Here is a 15,677-nt window from a genome sequence, read left to right on the forward strand (position 1 = left end):
CCCTAACCACTACGAACTAAATTCGCATTTCAGTATTTGCTGGTGTGGCCAGGTCCGGGAGGCCGGCTGGCGACGTGGCGGGCCGTGACGGCGCCGCGGGTCAAGAGATATTCAGTACAAGCCTTCAGGAGACATATTCGGCAGGAACCGCATCGTCATCCTTTTTGTTGCAAGACGCCGAGCACTTCATAACAGGCGCCCATGGTGTGGTAATCGGTCTTGCCGGCCGGGCTTTTTTTGTCGCTGTACTTGCGGTTGTCGCGCGTCAGGATGCGGAACCAGGCGCCATGCTGGTGATCGATGAAATGCCGCCAGCTGTATTGCCAGATATGGTCGTACCAGTCCCAGAAGCGATGCTTGCCGGTGCGCTGGGCCAGCAGGGCGGCAGCGGCAAAGCTCTCTGCCTGTACCCAGAAATACTTGTCCTGGTCGCAGATGACGCCGTCCGGCGCGAAGCCGTAGTAGATGCCGCCGCACTCCATGTCCCAGGCCGCATCCATGGCGGCGTCGAACAATTCGATGGCGCGCGGCAGCAGCCATTCCTGCGGCCGGTGCCGTTCCAGTATCAACAGCAACTTGGCCCATTCGGTGTGATGGCCGGGCTGGAAACCCCAGGGGCGGAAGATGTTGCTGCTGTCTTCCTTGTTGTAGTCCCAGTCGACCGACCAGTCCGGATGGTAGTGTTCCCAGATCAAGCCATTGCTGAGGGCGGCCTGGCGCACGGTGATATGGCGCGCCACCATTTCGGCGCGGTCCAGGAACAGCGTATCGCCGCTGGCTTCATAGGCCGCCAGCAGCGCCTCGGTCATGTGCATGTTGGCGTTCTGGCCGCGATAGGCTTGCAGCTGCCAGCCGGCGCTGGCTTCGTCGGCATACAGACCGGCGTGCGGTTCCCAGAAACGCTGTTCCAGCAAGTCGTATGTTTGATACAGCCATTCTTTGGCGTCGGCCACGCTCGCCATCATGGCGTGGGCGTAAGCCAGCAGGACGAACGCCAGGCCGTAGCAATGGCGGGTCGGATCGAGCACTTGCTTGCGGCCGTCTTGCCAGGACAAGGTCCAGTCGTAGCCTTGCAATTCCGCATCCCAGTGCGCCTCGCGCAGGAAGGCCACGCCGTGCCTGACTGCCTCCAGATAGGCGGGATCGCCGAACTGGCGGTAGGCCATCGCATAATTGAAGACGAAGCGCGTGCTGCTGACCAGGTGCCGGGTCTGGCTGTCGTAGACGCTGCCGTCGTCTCTGTAAAAATGATAGAAGCCGCCTGAGGGATCGGTGGCGCGCGGATGATAGAAGCGCATGGTGTCGCGCACGTGCTGCAGCAGGAAGGCTGGCTGGCGGAATTCATCCTTGGGCATGGCTGTCGGTTCAAGCATGTTCATGCGAGCGCCCCGTTGCCCAGCGTGCTGGCGCGCCGGATCAGCTCCACCGGCAGCACCACTTCGGTTTGCGCCGGCGCATCGTCCAGCAATAGCTGCATGCCCATTCGTCCCAGCGCTTCCTTGTCGACCGCCAGCGTAGTGAGCGGCGGCGCGGCGCTGGCGGCGCCATCGATATTGTCGAAGCCGACAAGTGCGATATCTTCCGGAATCCGCAAGCCGCGCGCCTGGCATGCATTCATGACGGCAAGCGCGGTGGCGTCGTTGTAGCAGAAGATGGCGTCCGGCGGCGGTCCCGATTGCAGCAGGGTGTGTATCGCGGCGGCGGCCTGCTGCTGCAGTTCCTGGCCTGGCTGCAAAGTGATTTCCAGGCGCGGATCGAACAGGCGGCCGGCTTCGAACAGCGCCTGGCGGTAGCCCAGTGAGCGTTGCGCAATACTGTAATGCGACAGCGGACCGGAAATGAAAGCCAGCCGCTGGCGGCCGAGCTCCATCAGATGGCGGGTCGCCGCCAGGGCGCCGCCGAGATTGTCGATGTTCACGGAGCGGAAGCCGGGCGCCCACAAATCGATCAGCACTACCGGCTTGCCGGTCTTGGTCAGCCATTCCAGCACTTCCGGCTCCATGAAGCCGGCCACCGCCAGCGCATCGGGTTCGTGCAGGCGGATCTGTTCCATCACATTGTCGGCCGGGCCGATCGACAATACGGTCGGCACGATGCTGCGCTCGCGGCAGGCGGTTTCCACGCCGTGCAGCACATGCGAAAAAAACGGGCTGGCGACGAAATTATTGTGCTGGCGATGCAATAGGAAAGTCAGGCGGCGGATTTTTCCCTGACGCAGGTTGGCTTCGTTGTAGCCAAGCTGGGACGCGATCCTTTGTACATGGATGCGGGTCTGTTCAGTCAGGCCCGATTGTTTTTTCAGGGCGCGCGACACGGTGCCGATGGATACATTGGCAGCCAGTGCGATGTCGCGGATCGTTGCTCGCATTCTCTCCTCCTTGTTTGCAGGCTGCCGCTGCGGCGCCTGCATTTGCCTGAGATCCGGCCACGGTGCTGTCGCGCCTGATGCCGCCGGAACTCAAGGATGTTTTGTGAGTATTAATGTATAGTAAAAAAATGAAATTTACAAATATTTCCTAAAATAAGTTCTCATAACTTCATGATATATAAGGGTTTATTTTACATTTGTGAGATTTTATTGTTTAGTAAACGTACTAAACCTTAGTCATTCTTCGATCTATAAATAGGTATATGCGAAGAAACAGTATCTAAACAGTACCTAAAGACTATCGAGGTATCGATTCTTGCCGGAAATGTTGCGGCGCTCTGATTGTTACCTTGCGCGGCGAAAAAAAAAGCGGGCAGCCGCTGCCGGCGCCCGCGCTTTCCATATCAGGTAAAGCAATGCGTTGACGTTTATTGCGGCGTCAGATGCTTGGCCAGGAAGCCTTCCATCGCAGTATAAAAATCGAAGCGGTTTTCTTCGTTGTGGAAGCCGTGGCCTTCATTGTCCTTCACCATGTATTCCACCGGCACGCCGCGCTTGCGCAGGCTCTCCACGATCTGGTCCGATTCGGCCTTGTTGACGCGCGGATCGTTGGCGCCTTGCGCAACGAACAGCGGCGTCTTGATGCGGTCGGTATGCAATGCCGGCGAGGCCGAACTCAGCAAGGCTTTGTCTTTCTCCGGATCGCCGACCATCTCATGCATCTGGTCGAGGAACGGCTTCCAGTAAGGCGGGATGGTGTTCATGAAGGTGAACAGGTTGGAGACGCCGACATAGTCGACCGCCGCCGCATACAGCTCCGGCGTAAAGGTGACGCCGGCCAGCGTCGCGTAGCCGCCGTAGGAGCCGCCGTAGATCGCCACCCGCTTGGGATCGGCGATGCCTTGCGCGACCAGCCATTGCACGCCATCGCTAAGGTCATCCTGCATGGTCTTGCCCCATTGCTTGAACGACGCTTCCCAGAACTTGCGGCCGTAGCCGGTCGAGCCGCGGTAGTTGACCTGCAATACCGCATAGCCGCGGTTGGCGAGCAGCTGCACTTCCGGGTTGTAGCCCCACACATCGCGCGCCCAAGGGCCGCCGTGCGGGTTGATGATCACCGGCAGGTTCTTTGGATCCTTGCCCTGAGGCAGGGTCAGGTAGCCGTTGATCAGCAAGCCGTCGCGCGCCTTGTACTGCACCGCTTTCATTTCCGCCATGTCTTTTTCCGCGATGGCCGGATTGATGTCGGCCAGCTTGGTCAGCTTGCCGCTCTTGCTGTCGAACAGATAGCGGCTGCCCTGGGTGCGGTCGTTGTAGGCGGCCACGATCCACTTCGACTCATCCTTGGTGTGCGACTGCGTGATGACTTCGTAGCCAGGCAGTTTTTCCTGCAAGGTCTTGTGCAAGGCTTCGCTTTGCGCATCGAGGAATTTTTGCTCGGGCTTCCAGGTGGTGTAGCTGATTTCCGTCAGCACCTTGCGCTTCTTTGAATAGGACAGGCCGTCGACGTCGACTTCCGGGTTTTCATATAGCAGCTCTTCTTCCTTGGCGGTTTCCGGATTGAAGATCACGATGGCTTGCTTGTCGCGGCCCAGGTTCGAGGAGACGTACAGCTTCTTGTTGTCGAAGGTGAAAAACAGCGGGCTCACCGAATCCTTGAACGAGGTGGTCAGGATGGTCTTGAACGGCGCGCTTTCGCTGGCGCGATACAGCAGGCTGGTGTTGACGCCGTCGGAAGTGGTGGCGGCGCGCACCTTGCCGTCGTGGTCGGTGATCCAGGCCTGGATGGTGCCGGGGTTCTTGGCCACCAGCTTTTCGGCGCCGGTCTTGACGTTGATGCGGTAGACGTCGAAGATTTCGGCATTGCGCTTGTTGTGGCTGACAAGGATTTCATCCGGATTGTCTTCCAGGTCGTCGACGATCTGGGCGCGCACCTTGGGGTAGGGCGTCAGGTCCTTGAGGTCTTTGCCGTCGCGTCCTACCGACACCACGTGGAAATTCTCGTCGCCGCCGAAGTCTTTGGCAAACAGGATGCGATCGTCGCCCTTCCAGAAATAGCCGCTGATATCGCGGTCTTTTTCGGAGGTGGTGCGCAGCGGCGGCGCGTCCGAGCCGACGGTCCGGATAAAGATATTCATGCGGCCTTCCCATGGTTGCATGAAGCTGATGTATTTGCCGTTAGGGGAGAGCTGGAAACCGGCTTGTTCGGGATTCCTGAAGAAATCGCGCACGGAATATTGCTTGGGCGGGTCGGCGGCCATTGCCCCTCCGCCTATGATGGACAAACTGAAGCAGGTTGCGGTAACCACTTTATAAATTGCGCGCATCGAAAACCTCCAAAAGTACTTCGGTCGTAGCAGGCGTTCAGGCCTGTAAACCTGATCCGGCGTGATTGATTGGCAAAATTATTATATGCCGCAAACAGGAATGGGTATCAATCAATCGATGGTTGAGATATATCGACATGCAAAATCGTTCCTTAGCGATCGCCCGCGGATGTGTGAAGATCTTGATTCAGTTTGTTGCCACCACATCGCTACGGAGAAAAAATGCGTCGTTTCATCGTCAAGACATTACCGGTCTTATTGCTGGCGGCGAGCGCCGTCGCCGCCCATGCGCAGGACAAGAGCAGGATCAAGGTCGGCGTTTCGGTCGGCAATGCAGAGCAGACTTTCGAAGTGGTAAAGAAGGTGGCGGCGCGCGAGGGCCTGGAGATCCAGCTGATTACTTTCAGCGATTATCTGCAGCCGAACGAAGCGCTGGCGGTCGGCGATCTGGACGCCAACGCCTTCCAGCACAAGCCTTTCCTCGACAGCCAGGTCAAGGCGCGCGGCTACAGGATTGTGCCGGTCGCCCTGACCATCACGGCGCCGCTCGGCATCTATTCAAAGAAATACAAGGCGGTCGATCAGTTGCCCGCGGGCGCCAGCATCGGCATCCAGAACGATCCCTCCAACGGCAACCGGGCGCTGCTGCTGTTGCAGAAGGCCGGTTTGATCAAGTTGAAACCAGGCGTCGGCGAGAACGGCGTCAACGCGACGCCGCTGGATGTGATTGCCAATCCGAAGAAGCTCAAGCTGGTGGAACTGGACGCGGCGCAGCTGCCGCGTTCACTGGATGATCTGGCGGCAGCTTCGGTCAACAACGATTATGCGGTGAAGGCGGGGTTGTCGCTGCAGCGCGACGCGATTGCGGTGGAGGACGCCAAGGGGCCGTACGCCAACCTGATCGTCACGCGGGCGGAAGACAAGGACAAGCCCTGGGTGAAAAAACTGGTCAAGGCTTATCAGTCGGAAGAAGTGCGCAAATTCATCGAAGCCGAATTCAAGGGATCCTTGATTCCGGCGTTCTAAGCGCTGGTCTTGCAGCTTCAGTTATCGAACAGACGGGCCAGTTCGACGCCTGGGTGTTCCGCCCGCATGAAGGCTTCGCCCACCAGGAAGGCGTGAACATTGGCGTCGCGCATGCGCTTGACGTCGTCTTTGCTGTGGATGCCGGATTCGGTGACGACCAGCTTGTCCGGCGTGATGTGCGGCAGCAGGTCGAGCGTGGTCTGCAGCGACGTTTCAAACGTGCGCAGGTTGCGGTTATTGATGCCGAGCAGATTGGTCTTCAGTTTCAAGGCCGCGTTCAGTTCTTCGGCGTTGTGCACTTCCACCAGCACGCTCATGCCCAACTCATGCGCGACCGCTTCCATTTCCGCCATCAGGCCATGGTCCAGCGCGGCAACGATCAGCAAGATAGCGTCGGCACCCCAGGAACGCGCCTGGTACACCTGGTAGGGATCGATCATGAAATCCTTGCGCAGCGCCGGCAAGTTGCATGCGGTGCGCGCCTGTTTCAGGTACTCGGGCGAACCTTGGAAAAACTGGATGTCGGTGAGCACTGACAGGCAGGCCGCGCCGTGCGCCGCGTAATCGACGGCAATCTCGGCGGGACGGAAATCGGCGCGGATCACACCCTTGGAAGGCGAGGCCTTCTTGACTTCGGCGATCACGCCGGCGTGCCCCGCTGCGATTTTTGCACGCAGCGCGGCTTCGTAGCCGCGCAGGGCGGCGCGCGCCTCGGCATCGGATTCCACTTCGCGCCGCAGGCTGGCGAAGTCTTGCTGCTTTTTTGCCGCAGCGACTTCATCCGCTTTGACGGCCAGGATTTTGTTCAAGATATCAGACATGGCGTTATCCTTTGCTACGGTATTGATGATGGTGATCAGCCGGCGGCGGCGATGCTTTGCGTGGCTTGCACGAACTGATCGAGTTTTGCCTTGGCGGCGCCGGAAGCGATAACTGCGCGCGCTTTCTCCAGGCCGTCGCCGATCGAACTGGCGACGCCGGCCGCATACAAGGCGGTGCCGGCATTGATGGCGACGATATCACGCGCCGCGCCCGGCTGGTCTTGCAGCGCTTCCAGCACTTTTTCTTTCGATTCGGCCGAGTTGGATACCTTCAGGTTGCGGCTGGCTGTCATCTGCAGGCCGAAATCTTCCGGATGGATTTCATACTCGCGGATCTCGCCGTTGACCAGTTCGCCCACCATGGTGCCGGCGCCGAGCGAGACTTCGTCCATGTTGTCGCGGCCCCAGACCACGATCGCGTGTTGCGCGCCCAGCCTTTGCAGGACGCGCACCTGGATCCCGACCAGGTCGGCGTGGAATACGCCCATCAGGATATTCGGCGCGCCGGCCGGGTTGGTGAGCGGCCCCAGGATATTGAAAATGGTGCGTACGCCCAGCTCCTTGCGCACCGGTGCCGCGTGTTTCATCGCCGCATGGTGGTTGGGTGCGAACATGAAGCCGATGCCGGTCTGTTCTATCGATTGCGCCACCTGCGCCGGCGTCAGGTTGATGTTGGCGCCGAACGACTCCAGCACGTCGGCGCTGCCGGACGAGGAGGAGACGCTGCGGCCGCCATGCTTGGCGACGCGCGCGCCGGCGGCGGCAGCCACGAACATGGAGGCGGTGGAGATATTGAAGGTTTGCGCGCCGTCGCCGCCGGTGCCGACGATATCCACCAGATTGCTGGTGTCGCGGCAGGGTACGGGCGTGGCGAATTCGCGCATGACTTGCGCGGCGGCGGCGATCTCGCCTATGGTTTCCTTCTTGACGCGCAAGCCCATGGTTAGCGCCGCTATCATCAGCGGCGACATTTCGCCCTTCATGATGCGGCGGAACAGCGACAGCATTTCGTCGTGGAAGATTTCGCGGTGTTCGATGCAGCGCAGGAGCGCTTCTTGGTCGCTGATTGGCATGTTGTCCTTACCGGGAATGAGAAAGACGGCGCCGCCATGGCTGGCGCCGACGGACGGCTGGCGCCGCTTCAGGCAGTGCGCTGGACGAAGTTGCGCAACAGCGCATGGCCATGTTCCGACAAGATCGATTCCGGGTGGAACTGCACACCTTCGATATCGTAATCTTTGTGGCGCACACCCATGATTTCGCCGTCTTCGGTCCAGGCGGTGATTTCCAGGCAGGCCGGAATCGAAGCGCGCTCGATCGCCAGCGAGTGATAGCGGATCACGGTAAACGGGTTGGGCAAATCCTTGAAGACGCCGACGCCGGTATGGTTGATCGGCGAGGTCTTGCCGTGCATGACTTGCTGGGCGCGGATCACCTTGCCGCCGAATGCTTCGCCGATGGCCTGGTGGCCGAGGCAGACGCCGAGGATGGGCAGCTTGCCGGCGAACTGCTGCAGCAAGTCGACGCAGATTCCTGCTTCCTTCGGACTGCAGGGGCCAGGCGACAGGCAGATGCGGTCCGGCTTCAACGCCGCGATCTGTTCCAGCGTGATTTCATCATTGCGGTAAGTCCGCACGTCTTCACCCAGCTCGCCGAAGTATTGCACCAGGTTGTAGGTGAAGGAATCGTAGTTGTCGATCATTAGCAGCATAATAGTTTCAACCCATTGATTTTGTTTGGGAATTCTGCCTGCAGGGCGGCAGCTTGACTGGTTGTCCTGTTGCGGCGGCAAAGTGTGGCAATAATCATAGTCATCATAGTCTTAAACGGAATTATCGAAACTGCTTCGATGCTGATCAGATGGCGCACCCGATGGCGCCGGGTCCAGTGCTTGTTGATCCCCAATATTGGCGACAGGAAAACCTGCTGCCGACAAAGTTCTTGCTGGGAAAGCATGCCGGAAAATCAGCTTTCCGGCGCCTTCCGGCGACCTCATGATTTACATCGGCGCTGCGTTGACAAATGCTTCTTTGATTCCTAAGATTTATTGTCAAGCGCGCTTGCAGCAGGCCGTTTGTGTGCATCGGATTTGCGCAATCTTATTGCTGCAATGAAGGAGTTCACCATGTCACGCAAATACATCGATTGCCGCGAATATCCTAGCGATACCAAGTGTTCAGTGGCGATCGCTGCCGATAACGATGAAGAATTGCTGGCAGCGGCAGTCCAGCATGCTGTCAGCGTTCACGGTCACCAGGACACCCCCGAATTGCGTAGCCAGCTCGGGCAGCTATTCAAGGAAGGCACGCCGCCGCTAAAAATCTGACGGTTGCGGCATAAGCGCCTGGCTTCTTGCGCTGGCCATAAGGACATGGCCAGCATCAGATTTCTCCATCCAGGCCGTCTTGCACCTGTTCCGCCGCGCGCAGCACGGCGCGCGCCTTGTTTTCGGTTTCCTGCCATTCCATCTCGGGCACCGAGTCGGCGACGATGCCGGCCGCGGCCTGCACGTACAGCATGCCATCCTTGATGACGCCGGTGCGGATCGCGATGGCGACATCCATTTCACCGCCGAACGACAGGTAGCCGCAGGCGCCGCCGTAGATGCCGCGCTTGGTCAGTTCCAGCTCGTCGATGATTTCCATGGCCCGCACTTTCGGCGCGCCGGACAGGGTGCCGGCCGGGAAAGTGGCTTTCAGCACATCCAGGTTGGACAGGCCGGATTTCAGCTCGCCTTCGACATTCGAGACAATGTGCTGCACATGCGAATATTTTTCGATCACCATCTGGTCGGTGACCTTGACGCTGCCGGTTTCAGCGATGCGTCCGATGTCGTTGCGCGCCAGGTCGATCAGCATCACGTGCTCGGCGATTTCCTTGGGATCGGCCAGCAGTTCCGTGGCCAGTTGCGCATCCTGTTCCGGCGTGCTGCCGCGCGGGCGGGTGCCGGCCAATGGGCGGATGGTCACAGTGCGCTTGGCTTCGCCGCTGGCTTTGGGAGCCGAGGTTTGTTCGTTGCGGACCAGGATTTCCGGCGAGGCGCCGACAATCTGCATGTCGCCGAAATTATAGAAGTACATATACGGCGACGGATTCAGCGAGCGCAAGGCGCGGTACAGCATCAGCGGGGAGTCGACGTAGGGTTTCTTGATGCGCTGGCCGATCTGGACCTGCATCAGGTCGCCGGCCATCACGTATTCCTTGGCCTTGGCGACGGCTTTCAGATAATCTTCGCGTTTGAATTCGCGGATGGTTTCGGTGCGCACCGAAGCCGAGGTGACCGGCGCGTCGGCCGGACGGCGCAGCATGTTGCGCAGGTCTTTCAGGCGTTGCCGCCCTTTGGAGAAGGCTTCCGGCTGGGTCGGGTCGGCATATACGATCAGGTACAGCTTGCCGGATAAATTGTCGATCACCGCCAGTTCTTCGGTCAGCAGCAGCTGGATGTCGGGCAGCCCGAGATCGTCTTTCGGCGTCGAGTGCGCCAGGCGTTTTTCGATATGACGCACCGTGTCGTAGCCGAAGTAGCCGGCCAGGCCGCCGCAGAAACGCGGCAGGCCAGGACGCAGCGCCACTTTATAGCGCGCCTGGAATTCGGCGATGAAATCGAGCGGATTGCCTTCGCGGGTTTCGATGACCTTGTCGTGCTGGAGCACTTCGATGCGCGTGCCGTAGCTGCGCAGCAGCGTGGTCGCCGGCAGGCCGATGAACGAATAGCGGCCGAAACGCTCGCCGCCGACTACCGATTCCAGCAGGAAGGTGTTCTTGCCGGTCTGCTGGGTTTGCGCCAGCTTCAGGTACAGGGTCAACGGGGTTTCGAGATCGGCAAAGGCTTCGGCGATCAGCGGGATGCGGTTGTAGCCTTGCGTGGCCAGCGATTTGAATTCGAGTTCGGTCATGTTTCTCTCCAGGCCGCTATTGTAGAACAGCGGTGGTTCACTACAAAAAACGTTGCCTGAATTTTAAATGTCGAGGGAAGAGTGTGTCGTCACAGTGTGGCGCATGACTTTGTCCGCAAGTACTCAGGCAGCAGCTATCGGTGGGTTCAGTGAGCCCAGGATTGCCAGCGTCGCCATAGCCAGGCCCCGGGGGCGGCTAAGAGGACATGAAGTTTTTTGTTGAAAAACATGAGAGATTGGGCAGTCTTAAAATAAGCTGTGTCAGTCGATTCAGTTGCTGATATTTTGTGCTGCAACAAGCAGCGAGGTGACTATACCATCGGAATCGACATTTTGTATAGACTCGCCGTGATTGTATCCGTAAGGCACGTTAAACACCGGGCAACCGGCCGCGCGGGCAGCCTGGGCGTCATTGCTGGAATCGCCGATGGCCAGCACCTGCGCCGGTTGCAGCTGGAAATCGGCGCACACCGCCAGCAACGGCATCGGGTCCGGTTTCTTTTTCGGAAAAGAATCGCCGCCGTAAACCACTTCGAAATAATCGCGCAAGCCGGCTTTTTCCAGCAAGGCCACGGCAAATTCCAGAGGTTTGTTGGTGACGCAGGCCAGCCGCAAGCCTTGCTGACGCATGGCTTGCAGACCTTCCACCACGCCCGGATAGACCGTGGCCAGGCTGCCGTTGACCACGGCGTAGTGGCGCTGGTAGGAGTCCAGCGCTGCTTCGAAATGCTGTTCGACCCGGGCGGCAGGGTAATCGACGCCGAGCACGCGCCGGATCAGGTTCTCGCTGCCTTTGCCGACGAAGTCGACAATGGTTTGCTGCGGCAGTGGCGCCAGGTCCAGTTCGGCGCGCATGCGATTGACGGCGGCGTGGAAATCCGGCGCCGTGTCCAGCATGGTGCCGTCCAGGTCGATGATGGCGGCGGCGATGCCGCTCAGCGCAGTCGGGGCAGTCGCTGTTGTGTTCATACGGTTGCCAGCTGCGCGCGCATGTCGTCGATGACGGCCTTGTAGTCGGGCTTGCCGAAGATGGCGGAGCCGGCCACGAAAGTATCCGCGCCGGCCTTGGCGGCCGCTGCGATGTTGTCGATCTTGATGCCGCCGTCGACTTCCAGCATGATGTCGCGCCCTGATTCGTCGATGCGGCGGCGCGCCTCGGCAATTTTCTTGAGCGCTTGGGGAATGAAGGACTGGCCGCCGAAACCGGGGTTGACCGACATGATCAGGATGATGTCGATCTTGTCCATCACATAGTCCAGGTATTCCAGCGAAGTGGCGGGATTGAACACCAGGCCGGCCTTGCAGCCGTGGTCGCGGATCAGCTGCAGCGAGCGGTCGACATGCTCCGAACCTTCCGGATGGAAAGTGATGATGTTGGCGCCGGCCTTGGCGAAGTCGGGAATGATGCGGTCTACCGGCTTGACCATCAGGTGGACGTCGATCGGCACCTGCACGTGCGGGCGGATGGCTTCGCACACCAGCGGGCCGATCGTCAGGTTAGGCACGTAATGGTTGTCCATGACGTCGAAGTGGATGATGTCGGCGCCGTCGCGGACAACATTGCGGACTTCCTCGCCCAGGCGGGCGAAGTCGGCGGAAAGGATACTTGGAGCGATACGATAGGTTGGCATGAGGCTGTCCAGGAAAGGCGCAAAAGATCGCTATTTTACCCTTTCGCCCCCTCGTTGCAGCTTGCGTCAAGGCAGAAATTCGTGTGCAATGGGCCGTCCGCTATATCTATATCTTATATATAAGCATCAACCGAGGAAACCAGCATGGCCGCCTATGAATTCACCGTCACTGTCAGAACCCAGTACCTGGAAGAGCAATCACAGCCTGACAGTTCGCACTATGTCTTCGCCTATGCGATCACGATCAAGAACACCGGCCAGGTCGCCGCGCAGCTGATTTCGCGGCACTGGGTCATCACCGACGCCAACAATCACGTGGAAGAAGTGCGCGGCCTGGGCGTGGTCGGCCATCAGCCGCTGCTGCAGCCGGGCGAGCAGTTTGAATACACCAGCGGCACCTCGCTGGCGACGCCGCAGGGCTCGATGCTGGGCGAGTATTTCTGCGTGGCCGAAGACGGCGAGCAGTTCGAGGCGCGCATTCCGGAATTCATCCTGTCTCTACCGCGCACCCTGCATTGATGCTTGGAGCTTTGAACTATTGGCCCTTTTTGTCGTCGGCGGCTTCTGATCCGGCTTGCGGCCGGAAAACATGGTCCACCAGACAATGAATGCGAATACAAAGAAGGCGAAGCAAGCTTCGAGAGCCACTAACCACATAAAGAATCCTAAATGCTATTTAAACGTCTCAGTTTACCCGTTTCTGTCTTGATTATCGGATTCAGTTTAGCTGCCTGCACCACGACTTCCCTTACCCCACCGCCACAGGAAACGCCGCCCCCGGGTGTGGCCCCCGCCGTGCCTTCGGTCGTCCCTGGCGCCAACTTGCGCGCTACCACGTTCGCAGCCCTGCCGGGCTGGGGCAGCGACGATTTGCGCCAGGCGCTGCCGGCTTTCCTGACTTCGTGCACTACGCAGGCCCGTAAAGCCGATTGGAAAGAGCCCTGCGCCATCGCGGCCGGGCTGGATGCCGGCAATGAAAAAGCCATCCGCATCTTCTTCCAGTCGTTTTTCACGCCGTATCAGGTTATCAATGCCGATGGCAGCGACAACGGCTTGGTCACGGGCTATTACGAGCCGCTGCTGAAGGGCTCGCGCAAGCGCGGCGGTCCTTATCAGACGCCGATCTACCGCGCGCCGGACGATCTGATCACGGTCGACCTGGCCAGCATTTATCCGGAATTGAAGGGCTTGCGCCTGCGCGGCCGCCTGGTCGGCAATAAGGTGGTGCCTTATCCAAGCCGGGCCGAGCTGGATAAGTCCGGCGCCCTGGCCGGCAAGGAAATCCTGTGGGTGGACGATCCCATTGATGCCTTTTTCCTGCAGGTGCAGGGTTCCGGCCGGGTGCAGATGAATGACGGCAGCAGCATTGTGCGGGTCGCTTATTCTGACCAGAACGGCTATCCCTACCGCTCGATCGGCCGCTACCTGGTGGATAAAGGCGAGTTGACGCTGGCCCAGGCTTCGGCGCAGGGCATCAAAGGCTGGCTGGCAGCCAATCCGGGCCGCCAGCAGGAATTGTTGAATGCCAATCCGAGCTATGTCTTCTTCAAAGAGGAAAAAGTGCTGGATGCCAGCCAGGGACCGAAAGGCGCGCAAGGCGTGTCGCTGACGCCGCTGCGCTCGATTGCGGTCGATCCGCAATTTGTGCCGCTGGGAACGCCAGTGTTCCTGGCGACCACCCAGCCGAACAGCAGTACGCCCTTGCAACAACTGGTGATCGCGCAAGATACCGGCGGCGCGATCAAGGGAGCGGTCCGGGCCGATTTCTTCTGGGGCTTTGGCAATGAGGCCGGCGACAAGGCCGGCAGGATGAAGCAGCGCGGCACGATGTGGCTGTTGCTGCCAAAAGGTGCGCCGACACGCTAAGTTGTCGTTTATATAGAGAAGGCTAATCGCCTAATGATGCTGATGCGGCCGCGCTGTTGGCGACCACGGTTCGTGTGCAAGCCTCAGCGCAATACCAGCACCGGAATGGTCGAATGCGCCAGCACCCGCTGTGTTTTGCTTCCCAGAAATAATCGGCTGAGGCCGCTGCGCCCGTGCGAAGCCATGAAAATTGCATCGCAATGGTGTTTTTCGGCGGCGCTGATGATTTCCTCGTCGGGATTGAAGGCCTGCGCCGTCAGCATTTCGCAGGATACGCCGGCGTTCTTGGCGGCATCGGCGACTTTCTGTACATTCAGCTTGGCCAGCGCCAGCATGTTTTCTTCATAAGTGCCGGGGTCGGTCGCCATGCTGCTTTCTGCCATCGGCGAGAAAGGATAGGGTTCGGCAACGGAGAGGGCGAGGATTCTGCCGCCGCTGAATTTTGCAAATTCAATCGCGGTATTGATGGCTTTTTCCGACAGGTGAGAGCCGTCGGTGGGCACAAGAATGGTTTTGAACATGGCTTGCCTCCTTCCAGTAAAAAGGGGTGTCGGTCAAAAACTGGCGATCTCGTCGGTAATATAGCTACTTCCCGCATATATATAGACAATGCACAAATTGAAAGATTCCTCGGGGCGGCCGCTGTGGATTTGCAATATAGTCATCCTAAACCTTATCTGACTTAGCGGCGCTACAATTAAGTCGATTCAACATACGTAATCAACATCATAAAGATAGGATCTGTAATGACATACGAAAACATTCTGGTTGAGACCCAAGGAAAAGTTGGTCTGATCCATCTGAATCGCCCGAAAGCCCTGAACGCCTTGAATGACCAGCTGATGACCGAGCTGGGCCAGGCTTTGCTCAAGTTCGATGCCGATCCCGATATCGGCTGCATCGTCCTGACCGGGAGCGACAAGGCTTTCGCCGCCGGCGCCGACATCGGCGGCATGGCGGAGCTGAGCTATATGGATGTCTTCAAAGGCGATTACATCACTCGCAACTGGGAACAGATCCGCAGCGTGCGCAAGCCAGTGATCGCCGCCGTGGCGGGGTTTGCACTGGGCGGCGGCTGCGAGCTGGCGATGATGTGCGATTTCATCATCGCCGCCGACAACGCCAAGTTCGGCCAGCCGGAAATCAAGCTGGGCATCATCCCCGGCGCCGGCGGTACGCAGCGCTTGCCGCGCGCGATATCTAAGTCGAAAGCGATGGACATGTGCCTGACCGCTCGCATGATGGATGCCGCCGAAGCCGAACGCGCCGGCCTGGTGTCGCGCGTGGTGCCGCTGGAACGGCTGCTGCAGGAAGCCTTGGAAGCGGCGATCGTGATTTCCTCGATGTCGCTGCCGGCAGTGATGATGATTAAGGAATCGGTCAATCGCGCCTATGAAACCACGCTGGCGGAGGGCATCAACTATGAGCGCCGCCTGTTCCACAGCACCTTCGCTACAGAAGACCAGAAGGAAGGCATGCAAGCGTTCCTGGGCAAGCGTCTGCCTGTTTTTAAAAATATTTAACAAAATGCTTGCCGCCGGCGGGAGGGCTTGCTATAGTTCGCCTCCCGTTGAGAACGACGCGAAGGAAGCGAAACAGCAGCAAGGAATTGAGGCTGAATTTGGCGCGAAGTTTGAGGGAAAAAAAGCGGGTTGCAGGTCGTGTTGGAAGTAAAAAGTTTTTCGGTGGGTAGTAAAAAAGTAGTTGACGAAAAACTTGAAACGCTACATAATCTCATCTCT

The 15,677-nt window shown here is 59.0% G+C and carries 15 protein-coding genes; 5 read left to right on the top strand and 10 right to left on the bottom strand.

The window, feature by feature from the left end:
• Positions 1-155: 155 nt before the first annotated feature.
• The 3 genes from AC07V8_RS21735 to AC07V8_RS21745 form a co-directional block, all read right to left on the bottom strand.
• Positions 156-1,379 (bottom strand): AGE family epimerase/isomerase, encoded by a 1,224-nt coding sequence (locus AC07V8_RS21735; RefSeq protein WP_494680092.1) that lies wholly within the window; start codon positions 1,377-1,379, stop codon positions 156-158.
• Entirely contained in the window at positions 1,376-2,368 is a 993-nt protein-coding gene (locus AC07V8_RS21740; protein ID WP_494680091.1) for a LacI family DNA-binding transcriptional regulator, read from the bottom strand. Before AC07V8_RS21740 ends, AC07V8_RS21735 begins: the two co-directional genes overlap by 4 nt.
• 428 nt (positions 2,369-2,796) lie before the next feature.
• Positions 2,797-4,686: an alpha/beta hydrolase family protein gene (locus tag AC07V8_RS21745; protein ID WP_494680166.1), complete on the bottom strand. Its 1,890-nt coding sequence runs from the start codon at positions 4,684-4,686 to the stop codon at positions 2,797-2,799.
• A 231-nt stretch (positions 4,687-4,917) separates the two neighbouring features.
• Here AC07V8_RS21745 and AC07V8_RS21750 point away from each other — a divergent pair, with 231 nt between their 5' ends.
• Entirely contained in the window at positions 4,918-5,721 is an 804-nt protein-coding gene (locus AC07V8_RS21750) for a MetQ/NlpA family ABC transporter substrate-binding protein (protein WP_494680090.1), read from the top strand.
• Between the two features lie 17 nt (positions 5,722-5,738).
• Here AC07V8_RS21750 and trpC read toward each other — a convergent pair whose 3' ends face one another.
• The 3 genes from trpC to AC07V8_RS21765 form a co-directional block, all read right to left on the bottom strand.
• Positions 5,739-6,542 carry an indole-3-glycerol phosphate synthase TrpC gene (trpC, locus tag AC07V8_RS21755; RefSeq protein WP_494680089.1) on the bottom strand — a complete coding sequence of 268 codons (804 nt, stop codon included), beginning with the start codon at positions 6,540-6,542 and terminating at the stop codon, positions 5,739-5,741.
• A 35-nt stretch (positions 6,543-6,577) separates the two neighbouring features.
• Positions 6,578-7,615, bottom strand: a complete 1,038-nt coding sequence (gene trpD / locus AC07V8_RS21760; protein ID WP_494680088.1) for an anthranilate phosphoribosyltransferase — start codon at positions 7,613-7,615, stop codon at positions 6,578-6,580.
• Between the two features lie 68 nt (positions 7,616-7,683).
• Complete coding sequence (locus AC07V8_RS21765) at positions 7,684-8,253, bottom strand: aminodeoxychorismate/anthranilate synthase component II (RefSeq protein ID WP_494680087.1); 570 nt, start codon at positions 8,251-8,253, stop codon at positions 7,684-7,686.
• Positions 8,254-8,667: 414 nt separating this feature from the next.
• On the opposite strand from AC07V8_RS21765, the gene AC07V8_RS21770 reads away from it, so the two are divergent.
• Positions 8,668-8,868 carry a DUF1059 domain-containing protein gene (locus tag AC07V8_RS21770; RefSeq protein ID WP_098497518.1) on the top strand — a complete coding sequence of 67 codons (201 nt, stop codon included), beginning with the start codon at positions 8,668-8,670 and terminating at the stop codon, positions 8,866-8,868.
• Between the two features lie 55 nt (positions 8,869-8,923).
• On the opposite strand, the gene trpE is transcribed toward AC07V8_RS21770, so the two are convergent.
• The 3 genes from trpE to rpe all read right to left on the bottom strand — a co-directional run bounded on the left by trpE (position 8,924) and on the right by rpe (position 12,069).
• The gene (trpE, locus tag AC07V8_RS21775) at positions 8,924-10,438 is read right to left on the bottom strand and encodes an anthranilate synthase component I (protein ID WP_494680086.1); all 1,515 of its coding nucleotides are present in this window, start codon (positions 10,436-10,438) and stop codon (positions 8,924-8,926) included.
• Between the two features lie 270 nt (positions 10,439-10,708).
• A complete protein-coding gene (locus AC07V8_RS21780; RefSeq protein ID WP_494680085.1) occupies positions 10,709-11,407 on the bottom strand; it encodes a phosphoglycolate phosphatase in 699 nt (232 codons plus the stop codon).
• Positions 11,404-12,069: a ribulose-phosphate 3-epimerase gene (rpe, locus tag AC07V8_RS21785; RefSeq protein ID WP_494680084.1), complete on the bottom strand. Its 666-nt coding sequence runs from the start codon at positions 12,067-12,069 to the stop codon at positions 11,404-11,406. The genes AC07V8_RS21780 and rpe overlap by 4 nt, the downstream gene beginning before the upstream one ends.
• A 144-nt stretch (positions 12,070-12,213) precedes the next feature.
• On the opposite strand from rpe, the gene apaG reads away from it, so the two are divergent.
• Together apaG and mltA are read left to right on the top strand one after the other, a co-directional pair.
• Entirely contained in the window at positions 12,214-12,588 is a 375-nt protein-coding gene (gene apaG / locus AC07V8_RS21790) for a Co2+/Mg2+ efflux facilitator ApaG/CorD (RefSeq protein ID WP_211444477.1), read from the top strand.
• 150 nt (positions 12,589-12,738) lie between these two features.
• On the top strand, positions 12,739-13,935 hold the full coding sequence (gene mltA, locus AC07V8_RS21795) for a murein transglycosylase A (protein WP_494680083.1): 1,197 nt from the start codon (positions 12,739-12,741) through the stop codon (positions 13,933-13,935).
• Positions 13,936-14,018: 83 nt separating this feature from the next.
• Here the strand turns inward: mltA and AC07V8_RS21800 are convergent, their stop codons facing one another.
• Positions 14,019-14,456, bottom strand: coding sequence for a universal stress protein (locus tag AC07V8_RS21800; RefSeq protein ID WP_098495419.1), 438 nt, complete (start codon positions 14,454-14,456; stop codon positions 14,019-14,021).
• Positions 14,457-14,681: 225 nt separating this feature from the next.
• Between AC07V8_RS21800 and AC07V8_RS21805 the strand changes: the two genes are divergently transcribed.
• Complete coding sequence (locus AC07V8_RS21805) at positions 14,682-15,458, top strand: enoyl-CoA hydratase (RefSeq protein WP_211444479.1); 777 nt, start codon at positions 14,682-14,684, stop codon at positions 15,456-15,458.
• Positions 15,459-15,677 lie beyond the last annotated feature (219 nt).

The sequence above is a fragment of the Collimonas sp. GW821-FHT02H07 genome, assembly GCF_059421505.1.